23 protein-coding genes are annotated in these 24,146 nt (G+C 64.2%); 5 read left to right on the top strand and 18 right to left on the bottom strand.

From position 1 onward, the window contains the following. Positions 1 to 9: 9 nt before the first annotated feature. The 9 genes from dgcA to OP497_RS04520 form a co-directional block, all read right to left on the bottom strand. Positions 10 to 2,082 (bottom strand): dimethylglycine demethylation protein DgcA, encoded by a 2,073-nt coding sequence (dgcA, locus tag OP497_RS04560; protein ID WP_280546834.1) that lies wholly within the window; start codon positions 2,080 to 2,082, stop codon positions 10 to 12. Between the two features lie 12 nt (positions 2,083 to 2,094). Next, complete coding sequence (locus tag OP497_RS04555) at positions 2,095 to 2,643, bottom strand: DUF5943 domain-containing protein (protein WP_280546833.1); 549 nt, start codon at positions 2,641 to 2,643, stop codon at positions 2,095 to 2,097. Positions 2,644 to 2,838: 195 nt separating this feature from the next. Next, the gene (locus OP497_RS04550) at positions 2,839 to 3,816 is read right to left on the bottom strand and encodes a dipeptidase (protein WP_280546832.1); all 978 of its coding nucleotides are present in this window, start codon (positions 3,814 to 3,816) and stop codon (positions 2,839 to 2,841) included. Positions 3,817 to 4,013: 197 nt separating this feature from the next. Continuing rightward, positions 4,014 to 5,150 (bottom strand): GlxA family transcriptional regulator, encoded by a 1,137-nt coding sequence (locus OP497_RS04545; RefSeq protein WP_280546831.1) that lies wholly within the window; start codon positions 5,148 to 5,150, stop codon positions 4,014 to 4,016. A 247-nt stretch (positions 5,151 to 5,397) separates the two neighbouring features. Beyond that, complete coding sequence (locus tag OP497_RS04540; RefSeq protein ID WP_280546830.1) at positions 5,398 to 8,085, bottom strand: EAL domain-containing protein; 2,688 nt, start codon at positions 8,083 to 8,085, stop codon at positions 5,398 to 5,400. 215 nt (positions 8,086 to 8,300) lie between these two features. Then, the gene (locus OP497_RS04535) at positions 8,301 to 10,616 is read right to left on the bottom strand and encodes a heavy metal translocating P-type ATPase (RefSeq protein ID WP_280546828.1); all 2,316 of its coding nucleotides are present in this window, start codon (positions 10,614 to 10,616) and stop codon (positions 8,301 to 8,303) included. A 104-nt stretch (positions 10,617 to 10,720) separates the two neighbouring features. After that, the gene (locus tag OP497_RS04530; protein ID WP_280546827.1) at positions 10,721 to 12,061 is read right to left on the bottom strand and encodes an APC family permease; all 1,341 of its coding nucleotides are present in this window, start codon (positions 12,059 to 12,061) and stop codon (positions 10,721 to 10,723) included. 16 nt (positions 12,062 to 12,077) lie between these two features. After that, positions 12,078 to 12,236 (bottom strand): hypothetical protein, encoded by a 159-nt coding sequence (locus tag OP497_RS04525; RefSeq protein WP_280546826.1) that lies wholly within the window; start codon positions 12,234 to 12,236, stop codon positions 12,078 to 12,080. A 203-nt stretch (positions 12,237 to 12,439) separates the two neighbouring features. Beyond that, positions 12,440 to 12,931: a plastocyanin/azurin family copper-binding protein gene (locus OP497_RS04520; RefSeq protein ID WP_280546825.1), complete on the bottom strand. Its 492-nt coding sequence runs from the start codon at positions 12,929 to 12,931 to the stop codon at positions 12,440 to 12,442. Positions 12,932 to 13,142: 211 nt separating this feature from the next. Between OP497_RS04520 and OP497_RS04515 the strand changes: the two genes are divergently transcribed. From OP497_RS04515 to OP497_RS04500, 4 genes are all read left to right on the top strand, one after another. Then, positions 13,143 to 13,775 carry a Spy/CpxP family protein refolding chaperone gene (locus OP497_RS04515; protein WP_280546823.1) on the top strand — a complete coding sequence of 211 codons (633 nt, stop codon included), beginning with the start codon at positions 13,143 to 13,145 and terminating at the stop codon, positions 13,773 to 13,775. Positions 13,776 to 13,892: 117 nt separating this feature from the next. Continuing rightward, positions 13,893 to 14,195, top strand: coding sequence for a hypothetical protein (locus OP497_RS04510; RefSeq protein WP_280546821.1), 303 nt, complete (start codon positions 13,893 to 13,895; stop codon positions 14,193 to 14,195). A gap of 77 nt (positions 14,196 to 14,272) precedes the next feature. Further along, the gene (locus OP497_RS04505) at positions 14,273 to 14,428 is read left to right on the top strand and encodes a hypothetical protein (protein WP_280546819.1); all 156 of its coding nucleotides are present in this window, start codon (positions 14,273 to 14,275) and stop codon (positions 14,426 to 14,428) included. Beyond that, on the top strand, positions 14,425 to 14,865 hold the full coding sequence (locus OP497_RS04500) for a DUF411 domain-containing protein (protein WP_280546818.1): 441 nt from the start codon (positions 14,425 to 14,427) through the stop codon (positions 14,863 to 14,865). Before OP497_RS04505 ends, OP497_RS04500 begins: the two co-directional genes overlap by 4 nt. Positions 14,866 to 14,899: 34 nt before the next feature. Here the strand turns inward: OP497_RS04500 and OP497_RS04495 are convergent, their stop codons facing one another. From OP497_RS04495 to OP497_RS04475, 5 genes are all read right to left on the bottom strand, one after another. Next, positions 14,900 to 15,355 carry a thioesterase family protein gene (locus tag OP497_RS04495; protein ID WP_280546817.1) on the bottom strand — a complete coding sequence of 152 codons (456 nt, stop codon included), beginning with the start codon at positions 15,353 to 15,355 and terminating at the stop codon, positions 14,900 to 14,902. Beyond that, positions 15,355 to 16,311 carry an L-carnitine dehydrogenase gene (locus tag OP497_RS04490; protein WP_280546815.1) on the bottom strand — a complete coding sequence of 319 codons (957 nt, stop codon included), beginning with the start codon at positions 16,309 to 16,311 and terminating at the stop codon, positions 15,355 to 15,357. Before OP497_RS04490 ends, OP497_RS04495 begins: the two co-directional genes overlap by 1 nt. After that, on the bottom strand, positions 16,308 to 17,228 hold the full coding sequence (locus OP497_RS04485; protein WP_280546814.1) for a 3-keto-5-aminohexanoate cleavage protein: 921 nt from the start codon (positions 17,226 to 17,228) through the stop codon (positions 16,308 to 16,310). Before OP497_RS04485 ends, OP497_RS04490 begins: the two co-directional genes overlap by 4 nt. A 265-nt stretch (positions 17,229 to 17,493) precedes the next feature. Next, positions 17,494 to 18,276 (bottom strand): ZIP family metal transporter, encoded by a 783-nt coding sequence (locus OP497_RS04480; protein WP_280546812.1) that lies wholly within the window; start codon positions 18,274 to 18,276, stop codon positions 17,494 to 17,496. A gap of 31 nt (positions 18,277 to 18,307) precedes the next feature. Beyond that, the gene (locus tag OP497_RS04475; protein ID WP_348533108.1) at positions 18,308 to 18,856 is read right to left on the bottom strand and encodes a helix-turn-helix domain-containing protein; all 549 of its coding nucleotides are present in this window, start codon (positions 18,854 to 18,856) and stop codon (positions 18,308 to 18,310) included. Between OP497_RS04475 and OP497_RS04470 the strand changes: the two genes are divergently transcribed. After that, positions 18,855 to 19,085 (top strand): heavy-metal-associated domain-containing protein, encoded by a 231-nt coding sequence (locus tag OP497_RS04470; protein WP_280546810.1) that lies wholly within the window; start codon positions 18,855 to 18,857, stop codon positions 19,083 to 19,085. The two genes, OP497_RS04475 and OP497_RS04470, sit on opposite strands and share 2 nt — an antisense overlap. Before the next feature lie 341 nt (positions 19,086 to 19,426). On the opposite strand, the gene OP497_RS04465 is transcribed toward OP497_RS04470, so the two are convergent. The 4 genes from OP497_RS04465 to iolB all read right to left on the bottom strand — a co-directional run bounded on the left by OP497_RS04465 (position 19,427) and on the right by iolB (position 24,096). Next, positions 19,427 to 20,443 (bottom strand): ABC transporter permease, encoded by a 1,017-nt coding sequence (locus tag OP497_RS04465; protein WP_280547036.1) that lies wholly within the window; start codon positions 20,441 to 20,443, stop codon positions 19,427 to 19,429. A gap of 51 nt (positions 20,444 to 20,494) precedes the next feature. Further along, positions 20,495 to 22,045: a sugar ABC transporter ATP-binding protein gene (locus tag OP497_RS04460; RefSeq protein WP_280546808.1), complete on the bottom strand. Its 1,551-nt coding sequence runs from the start codon at positions 22,043 to 22,045 to the stop codon at positions 20,495 to 20,497. A gap of 54 nt (positions 22,046 to 22,099) precedes the next feature. Next, positions 22,100 to 23,020, bottom strand: a complete 921-nt coding sequence (locus OP497_RS04455) for a sugar ABC transporter substrate-binding protein (protein WP_280546806.1) — start codon at positions 23,018 to 23,020, stop codon at positions 22,100 to 22,102. 272 nt (positions 23,021 to 23,292) lie between these two features. After that, positions 23,293 to 24,096: a 5-deoxy-glucuronate isomerase gene (gene iolB, locus OP497_RS04450; protein WP_280546803.1), complete on the bottom strand. Its 804-nt coding sequence runs from the start codon at positions 24,094 to 24,096 to the stop codon at positions 23,293 to 23,295. Positions 24,097 to 24,146: the final 50 nt, after the last annotated feature.

Here is a 24,146-nt window from a genome sequence, read left to right as displayed (position 1 = left end):
AGCTGGTGGTTAGAAGTCCTTGCAGATCCGCAGGGCGTCATAGATGGCCGCATGGGTGTTGCGCGGTGCACTGCAATCACCCAGCCGGAACAGCAGGAACCCCTCGCCCTCCTCCGACAGGCAGGGCTGGGGCTGGATGGCGTAGAGCGCCTCCAGATCCAGCTGGCCGCGGTTGCGCGACGTTCCCTTGAGGGCGTAGTAAAGCGCTTCATCGGGCCGCACGCCGTTCTCCACCACCACCTGGTCGACTACCCGCTCTTCCTGGGTACCGGTGTACTCATTCTCGAGCACCGCCACCAGGCTCGTCCCCTCGCGATAGACCCTATGCAGCGCGAGGTCGGAGGTCATGATCACTTCCTTCTTGTAGAGGCTGCGGTAGTAGGTCGGGAAGGTGGTGCCCCCCACCGCCGCGCCGGGCTTGATGTCGTCGGTGACGATCTCCACCTTGGCCCCCTTGTCGGCCAGGTAGTCGGCCGTGGACATGCCCGAGAACTCGCATATGGCGTCATAGACCAGCACATTGCTGCCCGGCGCCACGCGGCCGGAGAGGATGTCCCAGGTGCTGACCACCAGGCTCTCCTCGGGATTCTCGGCATAGCCCCACCCCGGATGCTGGCTCATGAACGGCTGGCCGCCGGTAGCCAGCACCACGATGTCCGGTCGCAGATCAGCGATGGTGGCCTCGTCGGCGCGGGTCCCCAGGTGCAGGTCGACGCCAAGCCGCGCCAGCTCCAGCTGGTACCAGCGGGTGATGCCGGCGATCTGGTCGCGCTGGGGGGCCTTCGAGGCGATGGTGATCTGCCCGCCCAGCTGCTCCGCGGCCTCGAACTGCGTCACGTCGTGGCCGCGCTCGGCGGCCACCCGCGCCGCCTCCATGCCGCCGGGGCCGCCGCCGACCACCACCACCTTGCGCTTGGTGCCCTCACTCTTCTCGATGATGTGCGGCAGGCCCATGTACTCTCGAGAGGTGGCGGCGTTCTGGATGCACAGCACGTCCAGGCCCTGGTACTGACGGTCGATGCAGTAGTTGGCCCCCACGCACTGCTTGATACGGTCCACCTGGCCCAGCTTGATCTTGGCAATCAGGTGCGGGTCGGCGATATGCGCCCGGGTCATGCCGACCAGATCCACATAGCCACCCTCCAGGATCCGCTCGGCCTGGTTGGGGTCCTTGATGTTCTGGGCATGGATCACCGGCGCCTTGACCACCTCCTTGATACCCGCTGCCAGGTGCAGGAAGGGTTCCGGCGGATAGGCCATGTTGGGAATGACATTGGCCAGGGTGTCATGCGTATCGCAGCCCGATCCAACAACGCCGAAGAAGTCGACCTGGCCGGTGGCATCGTAGTAGGCGGCGATCTGCTTCATGTCCTCGTGGGAGAGGCCGTCCGGATGGAACTCGTCACCACAGATGCGCATGCCCACCGCGAAGTCGTCGCCGACCTCGGCGCGCACCGCCTTGAGCACCTCCATGCCGAAGCGCATGCGATTCTCGAAGTTCCCGCCCCACTGGTCGGTGCGCTTGTTGACCCGCGGGCTCCAGAACTGGTCGATCAGGTGCTGGTGCACGGCGGAGAGCTCGACGCCGTCGAGGCCCCCTTCCTTGGCCCGCCGTGCGGCCTGGGCGAAATCACCGACGATGCGCCAGATCTCCTCCTCCTCGATGGTCTTGCAGGTCGAGCGGTGGACCGGCTCGCGAATGCCGGAGGGCGACAGCAGGGTGACCCAGTCGTGACCATCCCAGCGCGAGCGACGCCCCATGTGGGTGATCTGGATCATGATCTTGCCGCCGTGCTGGTGCACGGCATCGGCGAGGTTCTGGAAGTGCGGGATGATGCGATCGGTGGCCAGGTTCACCGAGCTCCACCAGGCCTGGGGGCTGTCGATGGAAACCACCGACGAGCCGCCGCAGATGCAGAGCCCGCAGCCCCCCTTGGCCTTCTCCTCGTAGTACTTCACGTAGCGCTCGGTGGTCATGCCGCCGTCGGTGGCATACACCTCGGCATGGGCCGTGCTGACCACCCGATTGCGGATGGTCAGCTTGCCGATCTGGATCGGCTGGAAGAGTGCGTCGAATGCCATGGTGATGAGTCCTCAGCCCTGGGAGTGGGAGGTAAGCGGCCGGGTGATGAAGATGCCCACGTCGCAGCCTTCTTCGGCCGCACTCTGGACCTGCTCGGCGAGGGTGCGCAGATCGCTACCACGCGCGGCAAGAATCTGGTCCATGGCCCCGGCGAACCAGCCGGTAAACATGTACTCGATTTTCCGATCGACCTTGCCCAGCTGGTAGACGAAGGCACTGTGTTCGAGTCGCACCCGGCAGGTGCCCGCCTCGAGATCGATGGCCTCGGTCACGAACTTGCCCCAACCACGCTGCGAGAAGCGTTTCATGTAGTGCTCGAACACGTCCACGCCTGAGATGCCATGACACTCGGCCTCCTTCTCGCACCAGTGCCAGGCGCTCTTGTAGCCGGCGTGGTAGAGGATCTCGGCGTAGGTCTCGGCGCCCAGGGCCTCTTCCACGGCCAGATGGTTGTTGATGAAGAAGTGCCGGGGCACGTAGAGCATGGGCAGGGCGTCGGTGGTCCAGACGCCGGTCTCGGCGTCCACCTCGATGGGCAGTTCGGGGGCCATCTGGGTCACGGTCGTATTCCTCTAAATCATTGTTGTGTGTGAGGTGTGAGGTGAGCGGCGCCGGGGATAGGTCGTAGAGGGGGTCTTTTGCCATGGATGGCAAAAGTAGCGTCCAGGGAGGGATTCACAGCGCCCCCTCGTAGACCTATCGCCGGTAAAGCCGCGACTTCGGGCAGGGGACATCCCCGCCACGGTGGCTGCCCGTCAGCTGCCCCAGACGTCCTTGAGCACGCGTACCCAGTTCTCGCCCATGATCTTGCGCACCTGGGGCTCGCTGAAGCCGCGACGCGAGAGCGCCTCGGTGAGGTTGGGGAACTCGCCGATGGTGCGGATGCCCTCGGGATTGATGATCTCGCCGAAGCGGGTCAGGCGTCGGGCATAGCCCTTGTCGTGGGTCAGCCACTCGAAGAAGTCCTGGCCATGGCCCTGGGTGAAATCGGTGCCGATGCCGATGGCGTCCTCGCCGACGATGTTCATCACGTACTCGATGGCCTCCACATAGTCGTCCACGGTGGCGTCGAGGCCGGCACGCAGGAAGGGAGTGAACATGGTCACGCCGACGAAGCCGCCGCGGTCGGCGATGAACTTGAGCTCGGCGTCGGACTTGTTGCGCGGGTGCTCCTTGAGCCCGGAGGGCAGGCAGTGGGAGTAGCAGACCGGCTTGGTGGATGCCTCGATGACCTCCCGGGAGGTGGTTTCGCCGACGTGGGAGAGGTCACACATGACGCCCACGCGGTTCATCTCGGCAACAATCTCGCGGCCGAAGCCGGAGAGGCCGCCGTCGCGCTCGTAGCAGCCGGTGCCCACCAGGTTCTGGGTGTTGTAGCACAGCTGCACGATGCCGACGCCCAGCTGTTTGAAGACCTCCACGTAGCCGATCTGGTCCTCGAAGGCGTGGGCATTCTGGAAGCCATAGAGGATGCCGGTCCTGCCCTCCTCCTTGGCGCGGGTGATGTCGGCGGTGGTGCGCACGGGACGCACCAGGTCGCTGCATTCGGCCATCAGCGCATTGGACCTGACGATGTTGTCGACGGTGGCCTGGAACCCCTCCCAGACGGACACCGTGCAGTTGGCCGCCGTCAGCCCGCCGCGCCGCATGTCCTCGAACAGCTCGCGGTTCCACTTGGCGATGATCAGGCCATCGATGACGATGGCGTCGTCGTGCAGCTCTCTTGGGGTCATGTGTGCCGCTCCGGGGATGTGTTCGACTCGACGGCAGCATAGCGCTGGCCTGCCCCGGCCCGGCGCCTGGAAGCGACGGAGAGGATTCCAAAAACGTCATGACTATCGTGGTTACGACGAACGCTGACACAGGCGCCATGCCTGCCGGTCAAGGGCAGGCATGGCGACCCGGCAGGGGGGACTCAGGAAGGCATCGCTCAGGAACGCAGCAGGACGCTGGCGTAGGTCGGCTCGCCGCGCGCCTGGTCGAGCGCCATGATCGCCGATGAGACCGGCTCGACCGGGTAGGGCTCGAAGGTCAGCAACTCCAGGTTGGCCCCTTCCCGCTCGCAAGGCGGCACCGGCGACCTGACGGGACTCGTTCCCAGCCGCTCGTCGCGAGGCGGGCGGCCGAAGAACTCCCGATAGCACTTGGAAAAGTGCGGCGTGGACACGAAACCGCAGGCGGAGGCCACGTCGATGATCGAGATCGACGTCTGCTTGAGCAGCTGGCGTGCGCGGGTCAGTCGCAGCTTGAGGTAGTAGCGCGACGGCGAGCAGAGCAGGTATCTCTGGAAGAGCCGCTCGAGCTGGCGACGCGACACGTCGACGTAGGCGGCCAGCTCCTCGAGCGCGATGGGCTCTTCGAGGTTGGCCTCCATGAGCCCCACGATCTCCAGCAGCTTGGGCTGAGTGGTCCCCAGGATATGCTTGAGCGGCACACGCTGGAGGTCCTGCTCTCCGCGTACCCGGTCACAGATGAACATTTCGGAAATGCCTGCCGCGAGCTCACGGCCATGGTCCCGCCCGATCAGGGTGAGCATCATGTCCAGGGGGGCAATACCCCCTGACGAGGTCGCCCTTTCGCGATCGATGGTAAACAGCCGGGTCGTCAGCACGGCCCGGGGAAAGGACTCCTGCATGGCAGCCAGGCACTCCCAGTGGACGCTGGTCTCATAGCCATCCAGCAGGCCCGCCTTGGCCAGCGCCCAGCTACCGGTACAGATGCCGCCCAGCCGACGGGAGAGGCGTGCCTGCCCCTGCAGCCAGACGACATGCTCGCGCTGCACCGCGCGCGCCGGCCCCACCCCGCCACAGACCACCACCATGTCCAGCGCCAGCGGCACCGTGATCGCCGCATCCGGTGTGACCTTGAGACCATCGCTGGCGGAGATCGGGTCGCCATCGATGCTCAGGGTGAACCAGCGGTAGAGTTCACGACCGGCCAGCTGGTTGGCCATGCGCAACGGCTCGATGGCCGAGGCCAGGGAAAAGAGGGTGAAGTTTTCCAGCAACAAGAACCCGATGGCTTGGGGAGCGGCTGGCTTTTGCGGCGGCTGGGGAGAGGTCGTCATGGCAGGACTCCTGTACGGATGTCGTACACATTTTGTTGTTATGTCGGTATCCGCACGCCCGCTGGTGTCTGGCTGTCACGATCAGGCAAGTCCGTACGAAAAGGTACCGCTTGGTGTCGTGATTTGGCATGTCACAATGGCCTATCAACCTGGGGGAGGCCAGGTGATACGGGTAATGATGTCGCGTTCAGAGAGGCGGGGGTCGCTGACAGGAAAAGACGCAAAGCGAACTACCGGGGCACTGCCGCTAGCCCGCCGCCTCGCGGCGCATGGCCCGAGCCCAAGCAGCGGTAAAGTCGGCGGCCGGCAGCGGCCGGCCGTAATGGTACCCCTGGGCCTGCTCACAGCCCATGCCGGCCAGGGCCTCGGCCTGTTCCTGCGTCTCGACGCCCTCGGCCACGGTCTTCATTCCCAGGGTCCGGGCCATGGCGATGATGGTCTGGATGATGGCCCGATCATGGTGGCTCTCGAGCATCTCCCGCACGAAGGAGATATCGATCTTCAAGGCATCGGCCGAGAACCGGCGCAGATAGGAGAGCGAGGAGTAGCCGGTGCCGAAGTCGTCGATGGCCAGGGCATAGCCGGCCTCGCGCAGCGCATGGGTGATGCCGACGGCCTGCTCAGGGTCGCGCATGAAATCGCTCTCGGTGAGCTCCAGGCCGATGGCCGAGGCGGGGATGCCCCGGGTCAGGGTGGCGATATGTTCGGCCAGCTGCGGATCCACGAATTGCTGGGCGGAGACGTTGAGGGAGAGCCGACCGGGCAGGGCCATGCCCTCGCGCCGCCAGGCGGCCATCTGCCGGGAGGCCGCCTGCAGCACCCAATCGCCCAGCGGTCGAATCAGTCCGCGCTCCTCCGCCAGGGGGATGAACTCCCCAGGGCTGACCCAGCCCCAGGCCTCGTCGTGCCATCGACACAGCGCCTCGGCGCCCACCAGCTCGCCGGTGCGTAGGTCGACCTGGGGCTGGAAGTGGAGCTCGAGGCGCTGGCCGCTGATCGCCGCGCTCAGCCGTTCCGTCATCTGCTGGCGGCGCTGGAGCGCCCGGGTCATCGATTCGTCGAAGGGGCAGGTCCCGCCATCCTGCTGCTTGGCGTGATAGAGCGCGATGCTGGCGGACTTGAAAAGCTCCCCGGGGGTGACGGCATCCCGCGGGTAGCGGGCCGAGCCGATGCTGACCTCGAGCACGAAGCTGCGATGCCCGAGCTCGATGGGCCTGCTCACGGCGGCCTGCAGCCGCCGGATGCTCTGCTCGAGCCCGCTCGCCTTCGCTTGCGGCACCAGCACCGCGAACTCGTCGCCGGAGAGCCGCGCCAGCACCTCATGCGGCCCCATGGCACGCGCCAGGCGCCCGGCCGTGGTCGACAGCAGCTGGTCGCCGACCTGATGGCCGTGGAGGTCGTTGATCTCCTTGAAGCGGCGGATGTCGAGGAGCAGCAGCAACAGGGGATGCTGGCCCTTCTCGGCCTCCTGCCTCAGGCGCATGAGCTCCTCCATGAAGCGCACCCGGTTGGGCAGGCCGGTGGTACCGTCGGTATAGGCCAGCTGGTGCATGCGACGGTGGTCGCGTCGCCGTTCCAGTTCGGCCGCGGCGCCGGTGGAGAGGATACGCAGCACCGAGGTAGCGAAGGCGTTGGCCTCCAGCGGACGGCGATAGAGCACCATGACGACGCCGATCGGCTCGCCCTTGGCGTTGTCCAGGAGACGGCCGATCCAGGCCCTGGCCACTCCAGCCCCACCCGGCAGCCGCGCGGTGCTGCCGTCCTGGACCATGGCCTCCCGCTCGCCGAGGATCTGCTCGCAGGAGGTGCCCGCCAGCGCATAGGCGTAGTTGTCGAGCCGCTGCCCCTCCGCGACCACGCTGACCATGCTCATGGTCGCGGACGCGCGACCGCTCAGGGGGTCGACGTCCGGCCGGGAGGAGTCGAGCAAGGCAATGAAGCCAGCATCCGCCTCGAGGATCTCGACCAGGGTGCTGACCAGCTGATGGAAGTAGTCGTCGCCGATACGGGTGGTGACGGTCGAGGCCACCTGCATCACCGCCTCCTGGACACGCTGCGCCTCATGCTGCTCGGTGATGTCGGTGATGAAGCCCTCCAGATGGAGCAGCTCACCGGCGGCAGCGAAGACCCCCTGGCCCTGCTCCCACATCCAGCGGGTGTCGCCCCCGGCATGGTGCAGACGATAGATCACGCGAAAGGGCGCCCTGCGTGCCACGGCGGCCTGGACCTCCTCGAACACCCGCTCTCGGTCGGCGGGATGGATCAGCGCAGCATAGCTGGTGACCCGATTGTCCTGCAGCTCCTCGGCCCGGTAGCCCGTCAGCGCTTGTGCCCCCTGGCTGACGACCCTCATGGTCCAGTCGCGATCATTCAGGCAGCGATACGCCATGCCGGGCAGGTGATTGAGCAGGGTGTCGAGACGACGCTCGCTCTCCTTCACCGCCAGCTCGGCCCGGCTGCGGCCCAGCTCGGCACCGGCCTGGACCGCGGCGATGCGCAGCACCTCCTTCTCCAGGCCAGCGGCCTTCATGGGCGTGTTCTTGAGCACCGCGAGCAGGCCCAAGGGTGTCTCGTCCGCGGCAAGGAGCGGCAGGCCGAGGTAGCTGACCGCGCCCAGTTGACGCAGGAGTCGATCGTCGGGAAAGCGGGCCTGGAGGCCTTCCGCGTAATGACAAGTCGCCTCGCCGACCACGACGATCTCGCAGGGCGTGCCCGCCAGCGGATAGGTGATGTTCGGTCGAGGCTGGCCATGCGACCAGACCGCCTGGGTGCGGACCATGGCATCCTCGGTGACCCGGGCCACCAGTACATGGTCGACCTTCAGAATGGTCGCGAGCCGCGCCACCAGGGTGTCGTAGAAGTCGGGGGCCCCGCTCCGGCCGAGGCCCTCCGCCAGCTGGCGAAAGGCCTCTTCAGCCTCCATCCGTGACTGCATTGCCGTGCTCCCTCATAGCCCTCTCCATATCGCTGCCCGGCCCGTGATACCGGCTCCGTCCCGGGATTCGGCTCACAAGATGACAGGAATGGCCGGCGGGGTAAAACGCGCCCCCATGCCATGAAGTTCCCGCCGTGACCAAGGCCCAGCGTGGCGGGAAACACTGGGGGAACATCCTGCTACCCGGGGCCTCGGCGCCGGACGTCCGCGAGGCCTCATCCCGTTTTCAGGGCCACCATCCGCAGTCGCAGGGCATTGGCGATCACGCTGACCGAGGAGAGCGACATCGCCGCGGCGGCGATGATCGGCGACAGCAGCAGGCCGGTGAAGGGATAGAGGATGCCGGCGGCGATCGGCACCCCCGCGGCGTTGTAGACGAAGGCGAAGAAGAGATTCTGGCGGATGTTGCGCATGGTGGCCCGCGACAGCCGGTGCGCCTCAACGATACCCATGAGGTCGCCACGCAGCAGGGTCACGCCGGCGCTCTCGATGGCCACGTCGGTGCCGGTGCCCATGGCGATGCCGACGTCGGCGGTCGCCAGGGCGGGGGCGTCGTTGACGCCGTCGCCAGCCATTACCACCACACGCCCCTCATCACGCAGGCGCTGCACCACGCGGCCCTTGTCCTCGGGGAGCACCTCGGCCTCGACCTCGTCGATGCCCAGGCGGCGCGCCACCGCCTCGGCGGAGGTGCGGTTGTCACCGGTCAGCATGACGACCCGGATACCGTCCGCCTGCAGGGCGCGGATGGCCGCCTCGGTGGTCTCCTTGACCGGGTCGGCGATGGCCACCAGCCCCGCCAGGCGGCCGTCCACGGCGGCGAAGATCACGGTGGCGCCATCGCCCCGCAGCCGCTCGGCCTCCTCCTCCAGTTCGGCCAGGGCCACCTTCTCGCTCTCCATCAGCAGACGATTGCCGAGCGCTATACGCTGGCCGTCAATCCGCCCGGTCACGCCCTTGCCGTTGGGGGAGTCGAATTCCGTGGCCTCAGAGAGCGTCACGCCCACCTCCCTGGCCTTCTCGACGATCGCCTGCGCCAGGGGGTGTTCGCTGCCGCGCTCCAGCCCCGCGGCCAGCCGCAGCAGCTCTGTTTCGTCGACGCCTTCCGCCGGGCGCAGTTCGGTCACTTGCGGCTTGCCTTCGGTCAGGGTGCCGGTCTTGTCGACCACCACGGTGTCGACCTTCTCCAGGCGCTCTAGCGCCTCGGCGTCGCGGATCAGCACGCCGGCCTGGGCACCGCGGCCCACGCCCACCATGATCGACATCGGCGTCGCCAGCCCCAGCGCGCAGGGGCAGGCGATGATCAGCACGCTGACCGCGGCGATCAGGCCGAAGGCCATGGGCGGCGCCGGCCCCCACAGCGACCAGGCAATGAAGGCCACCACGGCCACCAGGATCACCGCCGGCACGAAGACGCCGGCCACCTTGTCGGCCAGCCCCTGGATGGGCGCCCGGCTACGCTGGGCGCTGGCCACCATCTGCACGATCTGCGACAGCATGGTGTCGCGCCCCACTTTGTCGGCGCGCATGATGAACGAGCCCTGGCCGTTGATACTGCCGCCGATCACGCCATCGCCAGCCTCCTTGCGCACCGCCAGCGGCTCGCCGGTGACCATCGACTCGTCGATGTTGGAGCGTCCCTCAAGCACCTCGCCGTCCAGCGGCACCTTGTCGCCAGGCCGTACGCGCAGGCGGTCGCCGACCTCGACCTTGTCGAGGGAGACTTCCTCCTCCTGGCCGTCATCGTCGAGGCGTCGGGCGGTGGCCGGGGCCAGGTCGAGCAGGGCGCGGATCGCCCCGGAGGTCTTCTCCCGGGCCCGCAGCTCCAGGACCTGCCCCAGCAGCACCAGCACCACGATCACCGCCGACGCCTCGAAGTAGACGGCCACCGAGCCATCGGCCTGGCGGAAGGTCGCGGGGAAGATGCCCGGCACGATCGTCGCCAGCAGGCTGTAGACCAGCGCCGCCCCGGTACCGATGGCGATCAGGGTGAACATGTTGAGGCTTCGGCGCACGATGGAGCGCCAGCCGCGCACGAAGAAGGGCCAGCCCGCCCAGGCCACCACCGGCGTGGCGAGCAGCAGCTGGATCCAGTTCGAAACTTGAGGCGCGACCAGGTGATCGAGCCTGAAGAGGTGGCCACCCATCTCCAGCACCAGCACCGGCAGGGCGAGGGCAAGACCGATCCAGAAGCGGCGCGTCATGTCCGTCAGCTCTTCGGAAGGCCCGGTATCGGCGCTGACCGTCTCGGGTTCCAGCGCCATGCCGCAGATGGGACAGTCCCCCGGCCCCTCCTGGCGGATCTCGGGGTGCATCGGACAGGTATATATCGTGCCGGGCGGCGCCGGCTCGGCCGCTGGCGTGTCGCCCAGGTAAGCCTCGGGGTCGACCTCGAACTTCTCCCGGCACGTCGCGGAGCAGAAGTACCAGGTCGTGTCGGCGTGGGAGGCCCGGTGCTCGGTCTCGTGCGGGTCGACATCCATGCCGCAGACCGGATCCTTGACCACCCGGTGGGAAGCGTTATCAGACATCACTCACCCTCCCCGTCTGCCAAGGCAGGTGTCGGTGCGACTGGCGGGCCCAGTGGATCGATATGCCGATGCTCTTGATGTCCATCTGCCGACTCCCGGGGAGGTCAGTGGGAATGCGAATGGCCGTTATCGTCCGACGATTCACGCGATGACAGGAAAAACCATTCGCCGATCAGGATGAGCGCCATCCCTGCAACGGCAACGACGAGAACCATCGGGTCGGTGGTTGCCTTCACCCATATGAACCCCGCCAGGACGACCGCGTCCAGCAATAGGGCGACGACCAGAACGGCAGGGTTGGCGCCGACATCATGCCGAAGATGACGATATACCCCCCAGTGAATCGCCATATCCATGATCAGATAGAAGATGATGCCAAGCGCCGCGATGCGACTGAGATCGAAGAACACCGTCAACAGCAGGCCGAGGACGATGGTGTAGACCAGGGTATGTTTCTGGATGCTGCCCGGCATGTGGAAATGGCGATGGGGCACCAGCTTCATCTCGGTCAGCATCGCCAGCATGCGCGACACCGCGAACACGCTGGCGATGATGCCGCCTGCCGTGGCCAGCATGGCCAGGATGACGGTGAACCAGACGGCGGCCTCCCCCAGCGCGGGCCGGGCGGCGGCTGCCAACGAGTAATCCTGCGTCGCGATGATCTCGCCGAGCGACAGGTTACTGGCGACAGCGAAGCCCACCAGCGCATAGATCACCACACACAGGGCGATCGAGATCATGATCGCCCGGCCCAGGTTGCGATGGGGATCCTGGATCTCCGAGCCGCTGTTGGTGATGGTCGTGAAGCCCTTGAAGGCCAGGATGCCCAACGCGGTCGCACCCAGGAAGCCTGAAAGAGACCCTTCAGGAGCCGAAGACGAGGCCTCCATCTCCAAGGCGTCGGCGACCAGGACACCGACCACCCCGAACACGATGATGCCGCCGATCTTGATGACGCCAAGTACTGACGCAACGCCCTGGATCCACTTGTTGGCAGAGAGGTTGATCAGGAACGCGGAAAGCAACAGGGCAACGCCCAACGAGGGGACAAGCAGTGACCTGTTCTCCACATCGAAAAGCTCGAGCGTGTAGGAGCCGAAGGTTCTCGCCAGGAAGCTCTGGGCGATCACCATGGAGAAATACATCAGCAACGCATGGAAGGCGGTAGGGAGCGTCGGGCCATAGGCTTTCTGCAGATACATGCCGATGCCCCCTGCCGACGGATAGGCACGTGACATCTTGACATAGGAATAGGCGCTGAAAGAGACGATCAGGGCAGCCGACAGGAAGGCCAGCGGGAACAGGCGCCCCGTCATCTCCGCCATCTGTCCCGTCAGGGCAAAGATGCCTGCCCCGATCATCACACCTGTGCCCAGGGCAATCGCACCGACTAGCGTGAGGCTTCCTTCCTCGTACTCAGGAGTTCGATCCGTGGAGTCGGTCATCCATATCTCCTTGTCATCACAGGACGAGCTGTTTCAGGGGCATCCAGATGCCCATGGCCATCATGATCAGGTTCTCGGTCAGGGAGACGAACGGGCAGAGGTGCTCCCTGGTCTTCATGCGGAAGACGCGAGCCGTCTCGTGCTGTGCAGAAGACGCCGAAGTGACAGTGCTCATGGGTATCAACCTCCTTGCGGTACCAAGAGATAACTCGAACCCTGCGCTCACTGACGGATGGGCACATCCCCCCCCCCTCTTATTGGTTTCATCCTAGAACCCTTGGGTCACCCAAGGGTCAAGGCCTTTCTCACCGAAGCCCGTCAAGAAACCCGCCAGAGCAGGTCGTCATCTTCGAGGAGCAACAGTTTCATGCGGGAGAATCATCCCTGGAGATCGATGTTTCCGGACATGCCGGCCTCGTAGTGCCCCGGGATGTTGCAGGCGTACTCCAGGCCGTCGACGTTCTGAGGGGCGGTCCAGATGAGTTCTGCCGTCTCGCCCGGCGCGATGGTCACGGATGGCATGCTGGCAACTTGCTCCCCCTCGGCCATGCCATGGCCACCATTCCCGCCATCTCCGTGGCCACTTCCCGTCATCGCCTGCATCATTTCGCGATGCTCTTGCTGTGCGTGGGCATCGCCGATGACGAATTCATGCTCGAGGTTGCCGGTGTTGACGATCTCGAACTTGATGGTGTCGCCTGGCGCGATGTCGAGATTCTCGGAGTCGAACCACATGTCACCCGCCTCGAGCCGAACGGTGCGATCGACGTCTTCATCGCTAACCAGGGCATTGGAGCCGCCGTGCCCAGCGCCAGCGAAGGCAGTCGTCGTGGTCAGGCCCAGTGCCAGAGCCAGCAGTGTCTTGCGCATGATATGACCTCTTTGAGTCGAGTCGGGAAGGTTCACTTGTAACGTATAAACCTGAAAATAGGCTGAACTCAGCAAAAAATAGTGTCAATTCATCTCACGCCTTGACATTGGGGCTACCCATAGGTTGTAAGCTCATAGCGAAAGCTAGCCCACGCCTTGCCCAACCGGGGAAGACGACTTTTCTACCACCAGCAAGATGAGGGGAAATACCATGGTCAAGAACAAGCAGTTTCTCGCCATCATTCTGGCCGCCAGCATGGGGGTCGCCGCAAGCGGCGCTGCCTCTGCTCAAGGCATGCAGCAAGGCGGCATGGGCTACGGCCAGGGCGGCATGGGCCCCGGCATGATGGGCTACGGTCAGGGCGGCATGGGCCCCGGCATGATGGGCTACGGCCAGGGCGGCATGGGCCCCGGCATGATGGGCTACGGCCAGGGCGGTATGGGCCCCGGCATGATGGGCTATGGTCAGGGCGGTATGGGCCCCGGCATGATGGGCTACGGTCAGGGCGGTATGGGCCCCTGCATGATGATGGGCTACGGCATGATGCAGGGACTCGGCCCCGAGCAGCGTAGCGAGATGCGTGAACTGATGCAGCAGCATCGTCCCGCCCAGTTCGAACGCATGGGGCAAATGATGGACCTGCGCATGGCGCTTATGGAAGAGATGCACGCCGAGGCGCCCGACCCCGAAGAGGTGAAGTCTCTTCATGGCCAGATGGCCGAGCTTCAGGGCGAGATGATAAGTGAGATGGTACGCATGCGTAACGCCATGCTCGATTTGCTGAGCGACGAGCAGCGCGAACAGTTGAGGCAGGGCGCCTCTTCCCCCAATAGCCAACAATGACACCCGGCGCCCGCCGCCTGGCGGGCACCTCTCAGCCATCCCGCTCTCTTGCGCTGGATCAATGTGGCGACTCGCAAAACTGGCACAGAATGACGTATCGATGATGAGGACATCAGCATGACCGGCAAGGCCAGGCACCCACATCTCATCCGAGGAGGACGCCTACTGGCGTTGCTGCTCGCGGTGCTGTTGTCGATGTCCAGCCTGGCCGGCCATGCGGCCATGGACGCCTGCGCTTCCGACTGCTCGACGGCCCAGGTCGAGATCGTGGATGACACTGACCCCGAGTGCAGCGCCTGTGTGGCCTTGACCGAGTCGCCCCTCGTCACCAGCGCGCACTCTGACACCTTGGCCGGCATATCCAATCCGGCCGTGGTCGAGCACACCTCCTCACCGCCGTGCCAACCGCCAAGATCCTGACCATGCAGCCAGCACCTCGGTAACGCTGCTGGCTGCCCGTTACCGGCAATTCCTCCCCCTCTGTCAGGAGTCTTACCATGTTCAGCAACGAATGCTTCGCCCTCATGGGCTCAATGAGCTGGATGGGTTGGCTGATGCCGCTGACCATCACGCTCTTGCTTGGCCTCGGCATCGCCTCGCTCATCAAGTACCTCGTCTCATCCAACCATTCCCACCGGGAGGACCGCTCATGAATCGCCCCACCACGTCCATGTTGCTCGCCGGCGCCCTGCTGTTCGGCGCCACCAGCGCCCAGGCCGCCCTGCCGGCCGAGGCGACCCTCTACAAGAATCCCCAGTGCGGCTGCTGCGATGGCTATGCCAGACATCTCGAGGAGATGGGCATCGCGGTCACCGTCATCGACGACAGGGATCTCGGCCAGATCAAGGAAGCCTCTGGCCTCCCCTACGGACTCGGCGCCTGCCACACCATCGAGATGGGCGAGTACGTGATCGAGGGCCATGTGCCGCTGGCGGCGGTGGAGAAGCTGTTCGAGGAACGGCCGGACATCGATGGCATCGGCCTGGCCGGCATGCCCCTCGGTACACCCGGCATGCCTGGCCCTCAGCAGGCGCCCTACGAGGTCTACCAGTTCAGCGACCGGCAGGACACGGCCTTCATGACGCTCTAAGGGCCGATCCGACTCACCTCCCACGAGGGTTCGCTCAGCGGCGGATGCCGATGGTGCGCCCGGCCAGTTCCGGCCAGGCCTCGCGATCAACATGGGGAAGCTCCGTGATGGCGGGCACCACGGCCGCCGGGAACGGCGCCGGGCGGCCGGCGTCGCTGTCGATGCCCATCAGCATCTGCTCGCTGGTGGCCAGCAGGCTCTCCTCTTCGTCGAGCAGCTCGAAGAAGACGTGCAGCCGCTTGGCATCGCGATCCAGCAGGGTCAGAGCGACCCTGAGCGGCTGCCCCTCGTGGGCCTCGCGGCGGTAGCAGAGGTGCGTCTCCAGGGTATAGAGGGTGTAGCCATGGCGCGCCCGGCCTGCCTCGTCCAGGCCGATATGGTCCATCAGCGCCTCCACCGCCAGGGAGAAGACCCGGGCATATTCGGCGTCGTTCATGTGGCCGTTGTAGTCGACCCACTCGGGGGCGACGCGGCTCTCCAGGATCACCATCAGATGCGTCCCTCCAGGCCCTCGGCCTCGGGCCAGTACTTCTGCACCAGATCGAGCAGCTCGACCAGGAAGTCGTCGCGGCGGCGATCGAGCTCGGCCACCGGGCGATCGGCGGCCTGGTACTCGCAGCCCTCGACCACCTTGTCGATCAGCTCATCGGTGAGCTCCGGGGCCTCGAGCTTGGTCCAGGGCAGCTTCAGCGCCGGGCCGAACTGCTCGAGCATATGGCGCATGCCCGGCTCGCCGCCGGCCAGGTGGAAGGTCAGGAAGGTGCCCATCAGCGACCAGCGCAGGCCGCAGCCGTAGACCACGGCGGCATCGATCTCCTCGGTGGTGGCCACGCCGTCGTTGACCAGGTGCAGCGCCTCGCGCCATAGCGCCTCCATCAGGCGGTCGGCGATATGCCCCTCGATCTCGCGACGCACCACCAGCGGGCGCATGGCCAGGTCCTGGTAGAGGGATCGAGCGTGCTCGATATGCCCGGGCTCGGTGGCCACGCCGCCGACCAGCTCGACCAGCGGCAGCAGGTAGACCGGGTTGAAGGGGTGGGCGACGATCACCCGGCCCGGCGCCCGGGTGCAGTCGCGCTGCAGGTCGCTGGGCTTGAAGCCGGAGGTGGAGGAGCCGATGACCACGCCATCCTCGGTGGCGGCGTCCAGGGCGGCGAGGATCTCGCACTTGAGTTCCAGGCGCTCCGGCACGTTTTCCTGGATCAGGTCGGCACCCTGGACGGCGGATTCCAGGCTATCCGCGAAGGTCAGCCGCTCGGGGCTGGCACCCTCGGCCAGGCCCAGGCGCTCAAGCGATTCCCAGGCATTGGCGACGAAGGCGCGGGTGCGCGCGGGGGCCTCGGGGTCGGGGTCGAAGGCCACCACGTCCCAGCCGCGGGCCAGGGCGCGGGCGATCCAGCCGTTGCCGATCACCCCGGTGCCGATCACGGAGAGTTGCTGGCTCATGCCTCACCTCCTGCGGCCCGTTCAACGATCTGGCCGGTGCGCGGATCGCGCAGTGCGAGGTGGGCGCGGGTCTCGGCCGGCGTCATCACGCGGCCGCCGAGTTGCTCGATGATGGTCCCGGCCTTCTCGACCAGCTGGGCGTTGGTCGCCAGCACCCCCTTCTTCAGGTAGAGGTTGTCCTCCAGGCCGACCCGGGCGTGGCCGCCAAGCAGCATCGCCTGAGCGACCATGGGCATCTGCTGGCGGCCGATGCCGAAGGCCGCCCAGTTGGCGGTCGCCGGCAGCCTGTTACGCATCGCCAGCAGGGACTCGGTGTCGGCCTCGGCGCCCCACGGAATGCCCAGGCAGAGCTGGTAGAGGGGGTCGCCGTCGATCAGGCCCTCTTGCTGCAACTGCCGGGCGAACCAGACGTGGCCCAGATCGAAGCACTCGAGCTCCGGCTTGACCCCGGCGGCCTGCACCAGGCGGGCGTGCTCGCGCAGCCAGTCGGCGGGGTTCACGTAGACCATGTCGCCGAAGTTGAGGCTGCCGCAGTCCAGGGTGCACAGCTCCGGCAGCAGCGCGCCCACCGGCTCGTGGCGCTGGGCCGGGGTCTGGATGTCGGTACCCGGGCCGCCGCGGGTGGGGTCCTGGGCGCCGGGGATCCAGTCGCCGCCGCCGCCGGCGGTGATGTTCATGACGATGTCGACGTCTGCCTCGCGGACGCGCTCCATCACCTCACGGAAGTGGTCGACGGAGTGGCTGACGGCGCCGCTCTCGGGGTCGCGCACGTGGATGTGCGCCACGCTGGCGCCGGCCTTGGCGGCCGCGATGCAGTCGTCGGCGATCTGCCTGGGGGTGACCGGCACATTGGGGTTCTTGCCGGTGGTATCGCCGGCGCCGGTGACGGCGCAGGTCAGGATGACATGGCGGTTCACGTTCGGCCTCCTGTGGCTCAACGAGGATGTGCCTACAGTGTGCGGTCATCTTGACGTGGCGTTTTGACCAAGAACGACGAAAAATCCACACAAAACGACATTCATGCTGGCGTCAGGCCTTTACGGATCGCTGCTGCCTGGGTTCATGAATCGGAGGTGCGGGCTTCTACATGTAGGGATAAGGTGCGACAGCCAGCCAGGGGGAGGTAATGTATCGAATTGGAGCGCATGCTGGGCTACCTCCTGTCCTGGGAATTTTCTCCATTCACCCAAGTGAAACATCAAGAAACAGCATGATAACCAAGCCGACCGAAAGGCCAAACGTCGCCTTGTTCTGATGCCCGTTGCGATGGGTCTCAGGAATGATTTCGTGGCTGATAACGTAGAGCATGGCACCGGCGGCGAACGCCAAGCCCCAAGGTAGCAGCGGCTGGGATATGCTCACGACGCTTGCCCCCAGCAAGCCGCCGATGGGTTCGACCAGGCCGGTCAGTGAGGCGATAATCCATGCCCTCCATTTGGAGTATCCTTCACCCAGCAGAGAAACCGCCACCGCCAGCCCCTCCGGCATGTTCTGCAGGCCAATCCCTAACGCCAACGGCAACCCTTTTTCGTATCCGCCAGCGCCGAAGCCAACGCCTACAGCAAGCCCTTCCGGAAAATTGTGGATGGTGATGGCAATGACGAACAACCACACTCGGCGCAGTGAATCGGCCTCGGGCCCTTCTCGTCCCTGCTGGAAATGCTCATGGGGAAGTCGTTCATTCAACAGTGCGACCGCTCCAATGCCCAACAGAATCGAGAGGCCGGCAATGGTGGCTGGCAAAGTCGTGCCACCATAGAGCAGCTCCGCTGCATCCAAGGAAGGAATTATCAGCGAGAAAAAGGAAGCTGATAGCATCACCCCGGCTGCAAAGCCCAGCGCCAGATCGCGGAAAGCGCGGTCGGGTACCTTGCCGAACAATGCGGGAAGTGCCCCAACAGCAGTGAGCAACCCGGCTGACAGGCTGCCAACAAACGCCAGGACAATCGGTGAGGCGGTTTCCATGTAGCTATCCTATTAAAGGTTCATATATGTTTTAGTCGCGGGCATTGCCATCGGCGTCATGGCCGTGATATCGGCATAGCCGATGGTCACTGAGTACCTCGATGATTCGGCACTCTCCGACGTTGCCTCCCTGACACAGCAGGATCATGCGACGCAGCTCATCGCGTAAGACAGAAAGGCGCGCCAGCCTCGCTTCGACTTCCTCCAGGTGGCGCTTGGCCAGGCCGTCGACGTGATCACAGGGCATGTCAGGCTGATCCGACATATCGAGCAGCTCGCGTATCGCCTCTACGGTGAAGCCGAAGTCGCGGGCATGACGAATGAAAGTCAGTCGCTTGACGGCGTCTTCCGTATAGCGCCGCTGGTTGCCGGCATTCCGCTCGGGCGGTGGCAGCAAGCCAATCTGCTCATAGTAACGGATCGTCTGGACCTTGCATTCCGCGCGATGGGCCAGCGTGCCGATCGACAGACTCGAAGTCTCGAAGCCAGTGGTGTCTACATTCACAGCTTGAACCTCTAGTGGCTGTAGGGAATATCCTGCGGAGAAACAGCCCTGAACGCAATGCTCGAGGATCCCCATGGTTGATCAATCGCGAAGCATCACCGCTGGAGACACCTATCGGTTCCGTATCGAGGGCATGGTCTGTGGCGGCTGTGAGCGCAGGGTCGAGACGGCCATCGCGAAGCTGGATGGTATAGAGGACGTCAGCGCCAATGCCAGCGTCGGTACGGTAGATGTGACCCCCAAGGAAGGCACACCGCTGCGGCAATCGGCGAGGCGTTTGGTATCGAGGCCTATGGCGAGTTGATGCCAGAAGACAAGGCGCATCGGGTCGGCAGGATGCTGCCGATGGCGAGGCACCAGGCGATCAGCCCAAGGAAGGTCAGCAGGTAGAGTCGACTGGAGCGAATCATCTTGGGCCACTCGGACGCTGGGACGACATCGTGGGCCTCGGCATCCAGGTTGCCGGTTGCAACGCTCGATGCGGGCATCCTTGCCGTGGCGATGGTGAGCCTCGTCTTCCAGTCGATCGTTGTCTCGTGGGGAGAATTCTACACCCACGGACGAAGAGCCAATAAAAAAGAGATGCAACTCCCCACCTGATTATCAGCCAATTAATTTCCTGATATCAGGTGGGGGGAAGGTCGATCAGACGGTCTTGTTGCGCTTGCGCTGGCGGTACTGGTCAACCACCACGGCGGCGACGATGATCGCGCCCTTGACGATATCCTGGTAATAGGCATCGACGCCCAAGAAGGTGAAACCACTGAGCATCACCCCGAGGATCAGCGCCCCGATCACGGTGCCGGCAATACGCCCCACACCGCCGGCCAGGCTGGTGCCGCCGATGACGGCTGCCGCGATGGCATCCAGCTCGTACATCAAGCCCATGCCCGCCTGACCGGTACCGGCGCGGGCCGACGCCACGACACCGGCCAGGCCGGCAAGCAGGCCACCGATGGTGTAGACCATGACGAGATGGCGACGCACGTTGATACCGGAGACACGGGCGGCCTGGGGATTGGCGCCGATGGCATAGGTATATTTGCCATAGCGAGTGTACTTCAGCGCAATATGGAAGATCACCGCGACCGCCAGGAAGATGATCACCGGATTGGCACCGGAGCCGATCCAGGTGAAATCGTCACTCAGCATGCTGACCGGTTGGCCGTCGGTATAAGCGCGAGCCACGCCACGGGCGCTGACCATCATGCCCAGGGTGGCGATGAACGGCGGAATCATCGCGAAGGAAATCAGGGCACCATTGATCAACCCACACAGGGCACCCACCACAACACCGGCGATAAGTGGGATGATCCAGGGCATATCGGTCAGTGCGGGATAGACGGCCCGTGCATAGTCAGACTGCTGCGCCAAGCTGGCGGTGACCATGGCCGTCAGCGCTAGTACCGACCCCGACGAGAGGTCGATGCCGCCGGTAATGATGATCTGCGTCACACCGATGGCGATGATGCCGATGATCGACATCTGCAGGATCATGATCAGCAGACGTTGGGGATTCATCAGGAAGGAGTCACCACGCACGACCCAGCCGAGGATCTCGAAGAGGATCGCGATGCCGACGAGGACGAGAAAGATGCTTACCTCGGTGGGAATCTTCTTCTTACGCTTCTTGACCACCTCCAGGTGATCAGTGGTTTCCATTGTCTTGGTCATTGTCTTCTACCTCATTGGCACCCGTGTCCGGGAAGATAATCAGTCCTCGACGACCGGCGGTTCCACCGGTGACGAGGCAAGCTCCATGATGTTGACCTGATTGGCTTCGCTGCGGTCGAGGAAGCCGGTGACCCTGCCTTCGTGCATCACCATGATGCGGTCGCTCATGCCCAGCACTTCGGGCAGTTCGGAAGAGATCATGATCACGGCCACGTCTTGCCGGACGAGTTCAGTAACCAGCTTGTGGATCTCGGCCTTGGCGCCCACATCGATCCCTCGGGTAGGTTCGTCGAGGATCAGGATGCGCGGCTTGGTCATCAGCCAGCGGCCGATCAGCACCTTCTGCTGATTGCCACCCGAGAGGTTGCCGATGCGCTCATCCATGGAGGGGGTCTTGACGTTCAATCGTTCCTTCATCGAATCACACTCTTGGTCGAGTCGATCCTGCTCGACGAAGGTTGCCCGGGTGTAGCTGTCACGCAGCACGGCCATTTCCATGTTCTCGACAACCGAGAGACCGAGAAACAGGCCCGTTTCCTTGCGATCCTCGGTGAGTAGCGCCAGACCGCGCAGCATGGCCTGATGCGGCGAGCTGATGATTTCTTCCTTGCCATCGATGGAGATACGGCCTGACGTGGGTGGGGTCACACCGAACAGAGTCTCGGCGACATTGGTGCGTCCCGATCCCACCAAGCCGGCGAGCCCGAGGATCTCACCGGCGCGAACCTCGAAGCTGATGTCCTTGAAGACACCTTCCAGGCTGAGCCTGTCTACCGACAGCACCACATCCCCGATCGGCACATTCTCCTTGGGAAACATCTGGGTGACCTCGCGACCGACCATCAGCTTGATGATCTCGTCTGCCGTCATGTCGCTGGCCGCGGCGGAGTGGATGAACTGGCCGTCGCGGAATACCGAGATGTCGTCGGCGATCTCGAACACCTCATCCATCTTGTGGGTGATGTAGATAATCCCCTTCCCCTGGGCCCGCAAGTCCTTGATGATCCGGAACAGGTGTTCCACCTCTCGGTCAGCCAGTGACGAGGTGGGCTCATCCATGATCAAGACGTTAGACTCGTAGGAAACGGCCTTGGCGATTTCGATCATCTGACGGCCGGCCACGCTGAGACGGCGGACCTCCATTTCCGGGTCCATGTCGATGCCCAGGCGATCGAACAGAGCTTCAGTGTTCTTGAACATCCGGCCATGATCCACCATGCCGAAGGCATTGAGGGGTTCACGGCGGATCCAGATGTTCTCGGCGATGCTCATGTAGGGCATCAGATTGAGTTCCTGGTGGATCATGGCAATGCCGGCTTCCAGGGCGTCCAGCGGACCGTGCAAGTGCAGCGGCTTACCATTCAGGCGGACCTCACCCTGGTCGGGAATGTAGATCCCGGCAATGATCTTCATCAGGGTCGACTTGCCGGCGCCGTTCTCGCCCATCAAGGCATGTACTGTGCCTGGGCGAACCCGCAACTGAACGTTGTCCAGGGCGACCACACCGGGAAAGGTCTTGCGGACATCGGCCACCTCGAGAATGAACTCGGCGGCGTCGGGGGTCAGGTCTTCAGCAGTCATTGTCGCCATGCTGTGTCCTCCGCAGGCTTCGGGACCAGCCCACCGCCGGGTGGGCTGAACACCTCATTGATTGGCAAGGAATTCTTCAAGAGTCTCGGGAGTAACCAGCTTGAAGGGCACCAAGGTGATATTCTCGACCTCCTTGCCCTCGGCCAGATCGATCGCCGACTTGACGGCGCCGCCGCCTTGGCCAATCGGATCCTGGAAGACGGTGACCGCCAGTTCACCGTTCTGCATGGACTCTAGGGCATCGCGAGTGGCATCGATGCCGCCTACCAGGATGTCCTGTGGTGAAATGCCCAACTGGCGCATGGCGTTGAGGGCACCGATGGCCATCTCGTCATTGTTGGCGGCGATGGCATCGATCTGCTGGCCACCGACCACCCAGTTGGTCATCAAGTCGATGGCTTTGGTGCGCTGGTAATCGGCGGGTTGTTCCGCGACGATCTCGATACCGGGATACTCGGCAGCGACTTCCTTAACCCCGTTGGTGCGTTGGTGAGTCGCCCCCGAGGACAGCTCTCCCAGCATGATGGCGACCTTGCCCTCGCCGCCGAGCTTCTCGGCCAGTGCCTCCATCTGCATTTCACCGGAGACTTTCTGGTCCGAGCCGACGAAGACGACGTTATCGTGATCGAGATCGCTGCCCTCGGGCTGACGGTTTACGTAGACCAGCGGGATGTCATTGCCGACGGCGACGTCAGTCATCATGCCCGTAGCGGCGGTGTCGACCGGGTTGATGATGATGGCGTCGACGCCCTGGGCGGCGAGAGACTGGGTCTGGCTGAGCTGACGACCGATGTCGCCCTGGGCATCCAGAAACTGGATATCGTAGCCCTGAGCCTCGGCCTCGGCCTCCATGGCGTTACGCATGGTGGTGAGGAAGTTGTCGTCGAACCAGGCAACGGAGACGCCGATCGACTGGGCCATGGCGGGGCTGGAGCAGGTGGCGAAGACGGCGGCGGCAAGGAGTAGGCGTTTCATGGGCATTCTCCTGAAGATTTGTCGTTGTGTTTGTTGCCAGCGTGGCTGGTGGAACACAGGGTCTGTGTAAGCCCGTATATGGAATGTAGATTCTAAATACGGAAAATGCAAAAAGGAACGTTCTATACTTTAGTATATATGAAACGTTTGTTTCCTTTTCCCTGGGCCTGTTATGGCGGCCTACTGTTCGTTGTCGGGCGAAAAAAACCCCGCCGAGGCGGGGAAAAGAGAGACGTCAGGGCGGACAGCCCACCGAGGGGGAGAGATATCGCTTACAGCTTGGCGATCCACTCATGGACCGGATCGTTCTGGAACTTCCAGGCCCGCTTGGGGCCTGCCATCACGTTGAGGTAGTAGAGCTCGTAGCCGTGGGGAGCACCCACGGGATGATAGCCGTAAGGCACCATCACACAGCAGCCGTTTTCCACGGCCATCGTCTCATCCAATGAGCGGTCGTCGGTGTAGACCCGCTGGAAGGCAAAACCCTGTGAGGGATTGATCCGGTGATAGTAGGTCTCCTCGAGGATCGATTCCTCCGGGAGATTATCCACATCATGCTTGTGGGGCGGATAGCTGGACCAGTTGCCGGCCGGTGTATAAACCTCTACCACCAGCAGGCTGTCGGCCGGCTCGGTCTCCGGCAGGATGTCCTGGATGTGACGCGTGTTGGTGCCGCCGCCGCGGGTGCTCTGTTTCACCTGGTCGGGCCGGATCAGCCTCGGGGCGTGATTGCCATGCCCGGGGGCACTGCAGACCGCCAGCTCTAGGTCCGTCGTGGCCTCCACCCTGTAGCTGACGCCGTCCGGAAGATAGACGGCGTAGGGCGGAATCTTCTCGAAGACGTCCATTCGCTCGCCGATGTCTTCCCAGCGGTGCTCCCCGCTGGTGACAGTGGCATGGCCCGAAAGGAGCACCAGGCACTGTTCGCGCTCATCGGTGGAAGCTTCGATGCTCTGGCCCTTGGCCAGTTTGTGGACGCGAAAACCGACATGCCCCCAGTTCGCGGACTCGGGGGTGACGTCAAGCACCGTGCCCTGGGCATCGGGTTCGTGGGGGCGTACCAGTAGTGAACTCATGGGTCGCTCCTGTGCGTAGCAGTGGATGGAATTCAAGGATTGGTACCGGC

Origin of the sequence: Halomonas sp. 11-S5, from assembly GCF_029889825.1 — a bacterium.
Lineage (GTDB): Bacteria > Pseudomonadota > Gammaproteobacteria > Pseudomonadales > Halomonadaceae > Halomonas.
The sequence above is the reverse complement of the archived record's forward strand: the minus strand, read 5'-3'. Positions and strand labels throughout refer to the sequence as shown.

Excerpts from the sequence above, each read along its gene's own strand:
- dgcA (WP_280546834.1), bottom strand. The coding sequence starts at position 2,082 with ATGGCATTCGACGCACTCTTCCAGCCGATCCAGATCGGCAAGCTGACC.
- OP497_RS04550 (WP_280546832.1), bottom strand. The coding sequence starts at position 3,816 with ATGACCCCAAGAGAGCTGCACGACGACGCCATCGTCATCGATGGCCTG.
- OP497_RS04545 (WP_280546831.1), bottom strand. The coding sequence starts at position 5,150 with ATGACGACCTCTCCCCAGCCGCCGCAAAAGCCAGCCGCTCCCCAAGCC.
- OP497_RS04540 (WP_280546830.1), bottom strand. The coding sequence starts at position 8,085 with ATGCAGTCACGGATGGAGGCTGAAGAGGCCTTTCGCCAGCTGGCGGAG.
- OP497_RS04535 (WP_280546828.1), bottom strand. The coding sequence starts at position 10,616 with ATGTCTGATAACGCTTCCCACCGGGTGGTCAAGGATCCGGTCTGCGGC.
- OP497_RS04530 (WP_280546827.1), bottom strand. The coding sequence starts at position 12,061 with ATGACCGACTCCACGGATCGAACTCCTGAGTACGAGGAAGGAAGCCTC.
- OP497_RS04525 (WP_280546826.1), bottom strand. The coding sequence starts at position 12,236 with ATGAGCACTGTCACTTCGGCGTCTTCTGCACAGCACGAGACGGCTCGC.
- OP497_RS04520 (WP_280546825.1), bottom strand. The coding sequence starts at position 12,931 with ATGCGCAAGACACTGCTGGCTCTGGCACTGGGCCTGACCACGACGACT.
- OP497_RS04515 (WP_280546823.1), top strand. The coding sequence starts at position 13,143 with ATGGTCAAGAACAAGCAGTTTCTCGCCATCATTCTGGCCGCCAGCATG.
- OP497_RS04510 (WP_280546821.1), top strand. The coding sequence starts at position 13,893 with ATGACCGGCAAGGCCAGGCACCCACATCTCATCCGAGGAGGACGCCTA.
- OP497_RS04505 (WP_280546819.1), top strand. The coding sequence starts at position 14,273 with ATGTTCAGCAACGAATGCTTCGCCCTCATGGGCTCAATGAGCTGGATG.
- OP497_RS04500 (WP_280546818.1), top strand. The coding sequence starts at position 14,425 with ATGAATCGCCCCACCACGTCCATGTTGCTCGCCGGCGCCCTGCTGTTC.
- OP497_RS04495 (WP_280546817.1), bottom strand. The coding sequence starts at position 15,355 with ATGGTGATCCTGGAGAGCCGCGTCGCCCCCGAGTGGGTCGACTACAAC.
- OP497_RS04490 (WP_280546815.1), bottom strand. The coding sequence starts at position 16,311 with ATGAGCCAGCAACTCTCCGTGATCGGCACCGGGGTGATCGGCAACGGC.
- OP497_RS04480 (WP_280546812.1), bottom strand. The coding sequence starts at position 18,276 with ATGGAAACCGCCTCACCGATTGTCCTGGCGTTTGTTGGCAGCCTGTCA.
- OP497_RS04470 (WP_280546810.1), top strand. The coding sequence starts at position 18,855 with ATGGTTGATCAATCGCGAAGCATCACCGCTGGAGACACCTATCGGTTC.
- OP497_RS04475 (WP_348533108.1), bottom strand. The coding sequence starts at position 18,856 with ATGGGGATCCTCGAGCATTGCGTTCAGGGCTGTTTCTCCGCAGGATAT.
- OP497_RS04465 (WP_280547036.1), bottom strand. The coding sequence starts at position 20,443 with ATGGAAACCACTGATCACCTGGAGGTGGTCAAGAAGCGTAAGAAGAAG.
- OP497_RS04460 (WP_280546808.1), bottom strand. The coding sequence starts at position 22,045 with ATGGCGACAATGACTGCTGAAGACCTGACCCCCGACGCCGCCGAGTTC.
- OP497_RS04455 (WP_280546806.1), bottom strand. The coding sequence starts at position 23,020 with ATGAAACGCCTACTCCTTGCCGCCGCCGTCTTCGCCACCTGCTCCAGC.
- iolB (WP_280546803.1), bottom strand. The coding sequence starts at position 24,096 with ATGAGTTCACTACTGGTACGCCCCCACGAACCCGATGCCCAGGGCACG.